Consider the following 3210-nt stretch of genomic DNA (forward strand, 5'->3'; position numbering starts at 1 on the left):
AAAAATATGAAGCCAATGAGGTTTCCAAGAACCTTTTTCTGTACCTTTAACAATTTTCCATGCTACGGGAATGCCACAACCTTGATAAAGAACATGAAGGGAAAGAACAGTAAAATTCTGACCAATATTAGTTGCATCTATTGCTAAGGCTAGACACTTGTCTTCAGACTTCCATAAACTGAGAATCCACTTGAGTAAAGGGGCTCTCGCATTGGCTGACATCTAACTCTCTTCGCTTTTCTCCTTTCTTTCCTTTACTATCTTGATACCATTCTTTCAGTCTTTGTCTGACTGTATTGCTTTTTTCTCCATTGATTTTAGCGATAAATTCTGAAACTCGGGTCAGACTACTTGAACCTGTCATCACCATGCCAAAGCTCCAAGTGGCTAAACCGATTACTTCAGGCAAAGATAAATGAGAAAAATGAGAGGAGACAATTTTTGACCAGTCTTTTAAATGTTTATTTCTTAACATAGCTCAACCAATTAACCAATTTTCTGGATGATTAATCATCTTGACTAATCCGCTTAAAATTTGATTATATGTATGATATATTTTTCTCCCTTGCTCCGTTGATATATACTCACATTTAACAGCAAATTTCAGCCAAACCTGCGTTTCAGCACTTTCGGCTTCACAATCATTTAACTTAGCCAGAAACGATGCTTTATACCTTCTTTTTCTCCACGCTTCTGCTAAGTTAGCACACACAGCACTTGCTGGAACGTCTAATTTGGTCAGTTAGAGAATATCTTTCTTCTAGGGGAAATTGCGCAAGATATTTCAAAAATAGTCATGGCTGCATCAAACGCTTTTTGATAGATAATAAGATCTTCATGAGTTTTTATGTTTTTTTTGTCTTCTTCCTTGTCCACTTTCCCTCCAGGTCTTCCAAGTCTTACCCCCATTATACCGTCAAGGTAAAAAACCTACCCTTGTGAGCCGGGGGAGAGGGGCTTATATCATGTCCGGTTGTGTCGTTCGTCTATCATAACCTGTAGTTACTGGGAGAAAAACCTTACCCTTTTACTCTTTTACCCCTTTCCCACACACAACCGATGCTACCGGACTTGATATAATGCCATACCTTACCCAAGCCGAAGACATTCGCTGCGCGATCGCAAGCTGCACTCAAGCCTCTATCCTATGGTTAGATACGGAAGTTGCTGATTATAAAACCGATACGCCGCAATTGTCGTTAATTCAAGTCTTGGCGGATGGGAATAACCTCACGGCTGAGTCTGTCTGGATTCTTGATGTGCTATATCAGCCAGAACTAGCCGATGAGTTTATTGCTAAAATTATGTACAATCCGGCGATTGAGAAAGTCTTTCACAACGCTAGTTATGACCGGAAATTTTTGGGTAAACGTAAGGCAAAAAATGTCACCTGCACCCTAGAACTGGCGAAAACGATTCCCTACTATCGCCTCCCTGTTCCTAATTATCAACTGAAAACCTTAACGGAATATTTTGGGATATGTCTCCAGGTTGATAAAACGGAACAAACGGGCGACTGGAGGAAACGCCCTCTCTCCCCCCGCCAACTGGATTACGCGGCTAAGGATGTCGTCTATGTGGCTCACATTCACCGTCATTTATTGGACTTAGCTCAACCTGACCCCGCCACGGAGGATATTGAAGCCCTAACTTTACGATATCGGCAAATCGAGCATCGCTGGAAACAACTGGATACGGAAATTCAGCAAATTAAGGAACGGCTAAAAGCGGCGATGCAAGCGCAAAGTGTCAAAAAAGTCAATGGATTTCGCTTATCCAGTCAAAATCGCACCAGCAAAAAAGTTGCTTTTCATCAATTAGCAGAAGTGACAAAAAAACTAGGGATTGAGTTAGATATATCAGTACAATTAACCAAATCCCTACAACAGAAGTTAGGGGAGGTCATGGAAGAATTGCCCGTAGAAGAAGAGAATAAAACGACTTGGCGACTCTCGATTACTGAGCCAGAGGATGAAGATTTGCCTTTTTAAGTAGGTAGGGACAATTAAAGTTAACAGTGGAGAGCGTCATTCCTCCTTTGTAAGGGTTTGAGGTATATTCATAGAACTTAACATAGTTCAGGTTATTCTCACCAACTGACTTAATTGTATTCACATTTACAGTCCTAAATACTGTTGCCTCCTGCCTCTTCTTCCCACCATAAGACTTATTCAAAAAGTCCTAAATAACTCTAATTAAGCCGTGACGTACTCCATAAATTAAACGGGTAATCGCATCTTCCGCTTCAGAACTTAAAGTCTCATCTAATGGTTCTGTCATTAACTCATACCACGTCGAAAAGCTAATTTGCCCGGTTTGCATGGTTTGAGCAAAGACTAGGGCTAAATTGGATGAGCTGCGGCTGAGATTTTGTCGTTTTATTTTTTCTGCAAGTATCATAAAATTTACCAAATTCTAAAAATATTCTTTAGCCACACCAAGATTTTAATCAAAATTTTAGATTTTGTCTGTAAAAATGGGCGATACGCTCTGGTTTTTGAAGTAAAGAATTGTAACAAGAACGGCGTGTCGTGGCTGATTTTACAGCTTTGCGGGCAAGGGTCAAAGCGATCGCGCCCAACCTCTTATACTATCATTGACAACCCTTGCTGACCTGACTTGGGCTAAAAACGATGACCATCGAATTCTTACGCCATTTTTATCGGGCGACTGATCCGGGGAAGCCTCTGTTTGCTGAAGCTCCAGAGGATCAGATTGAGAAAAGTATTAAAAAGTGGGTCTGGGCATCTTACTCACTATAAAAAGCTCGAATCCTACGCTCTAGAAATAGAGATCGTTATAGATGTAGTAGGTGGGAGAAGCCAGCAGCGTATACTTGTATCGCTGTCTGGAGTATGTCACGCCGCTGCCCAATTTTGGGTTTATCAGGGTGAAACCCAAGCCAGGAACGGGACTATTGAGCCAGCCGTGATGGAGTGTTGGGTTGAGGGGATGAGTTGTTTGAGGAGTGCGATCGCATTCATCATCGAATTCAGTGATAGGATTAGCCTCAGCATTGGGGGAGATTCTTCACTTCGCTTCAGTTCCTTCGCTTCGCTCAGGACTCAGAATGACACAAGCGGGTGTTGGGTTGAGGGGGTGGGTTGCTCGAAGAGTGCGATCGCATTCATACTCGGATTTATGAGTCTCAACATTAGAGAGATTCTTCACTTCGCTTCAGTTCCTTCGCTTCGCTCAGGACTCAGAATG

General features: G+C 41.9%; 6 protein-coding genes and 2 pseudogenes. 2 read left to right on the top strand and 6 right to left on the bottom strand.

From position 1 onward, the window contains the following. The 3 genes and pseudogenes from RIG27_RS20645 to RIG27_RS20655 all read right to left on the bottom strand — a co-directional run. Window positions 1-222: pseudogene (locus tag RIG27_RS20645) on the bottom strand (transposase); the annotation flags it as partial. Further along, window positions 164-475 carry a hypothetical protein gene (locus tag RIG27_RS20650; RefSeq protein WP_446348250.1) on the bottom strand — a complete coding sequence of 104 codons (312 nt, stop codon included), beginning with the start codon at window positions 473-475 and terminating at the stop codon, window positions 164-166. The gene RIG27_RS20650 and the pseudogene RIG27_RS20645, both read right to left, overlap by 59 nt. Window positions 476-478: 3 nt before the next feature. Next, window positions 479-909: pseudogene (locus RIG27_RS20655) on the bottom strand (four helix bundle protein). A gap of 170 nt (window positions 910-1079) precedes the next feature. Between RIG27_RS20655 and RIG27_RS20660 the strand changes: the two are divergent. Continuing rightward, window positions 1080-1991, top strand: a complete 912-nt coding sequence (locus RIG27_RS20660; protein WP_446348252.1) for a ribonuclease D — start codon at window positions 1080-1082, stop codon at window positions 1989-1991. A gap of 190 nt (window positions 1992-2181) precedes the next feature. Here RIG27_RS20660 and RIG27_RS20665 read toward each other — a convergent pair whose 3' ends face one another. After that, window positions 2182-2400, bottom strand: coding sequence for a hypothetical protein (locus RIG27_RS20665; protein WP_446340050.1), 219 nt, complete (start codon window positions 2398-2400; stop codon window positions 2182-2184). A gap of 233 nt (window positions 2401-2633) precedes the next feature. Here RIG27_RS20665 and RIG27_RS20670 point away from each other — a divergent pair, with 233 nt between their 5' ends. After that, on the top strand, window positions 2634-2762 hold the full coding sequence (locus RIG27_RS20670) for a hypothetical protein (protein WP_446348254.1): 129 nt from the start codon (window positions 2634-2636) through the stop codon (window positions 2760-2762). A 123-nt stretch (window positions 2763-2885) separates the two neighbouring features. Here the strand turns inward: RIG27_RS20670 and RIG27_RS20675 are convergent, their stop codons facing one another. Both RIG27_RS20675 and RIG27_RS20680 read right to left on the bottom strand, forming a co-directional pair. After that, window positions 2886-3017 carry a hypothetical protein gene (locus tag RIG27_RS20675; protein ID WP_446348256.1) on the bottom strand — a complete coding sequence of 44 codons (132 nt, stop codon included), beginning with the start codon at window positions 3015-3017 and terminating at the stop codon, window positions 2886-2888. Window positions 3018-3030: 13 nt separating this feature from the next. Beyond that, window positions 3031-3171 carry a hypothetical protein gene (locus tag RIG27_RS20680; RefSeq protein ID WP_446348258.1) on the bottom strand — a complete coding sequence of 47 codons (141 nt, stop codon included), beginning with the start codon at window positions 3169-3171 and terminating at the stop codon, window positions 3031-3033. Window positions 3172-3210: the final 39 nt, after the last annotated feature.

This window comes from Coleofasciculus sp. F4-SAH-05, assembly GCF_040222985.1.
GTDB lineage: Bacteria > Cyanobacteriota > Cyanobacteriia > Cyanobacteriales > Coleofasciculaceae > Coleofasciculus > Coleofasciculus chthonoplastes.

Bases quoted from the DNA above. Each gene is read 5' to 3' on its own strand.
- RIG27_RS20650 (WP_446348250.1), bottom strand. From the start codon at position 475: ATGTTAAGAAATAAACATTTAAAAGACTGGTCAAAAATTGTCTCCTCT.
- RIG27_RS20665 (WP_446340050.1), bottom strand. From the start codon at position 2,400: ATGATACTTGCAGAAAAAATAAAACGACAAAATCTCAGCCGCAGCTCA.
- RIG27_RS20670 (WP_446348254.1), top strand. From the start codon at position 2,634: ATGACCATCGAATTCTTACGCCATTTTTATCGGGCGACTGATCCGGGG.
- RIG27_RS20675 (WP_446348256.1), bottom strand. From the start codon at position 3,017: ATGCTGAGGCTAATCCTATCACTGAATTCGATGATGAATGCGATCGCA.
- RIG27_RS20660 (WP_446348252.1), top strand. From the start codon at position 1,080: ATGCCATACCTTACCCAAGCCGAAGACATTCGCTGCGCGATCGCAAGC.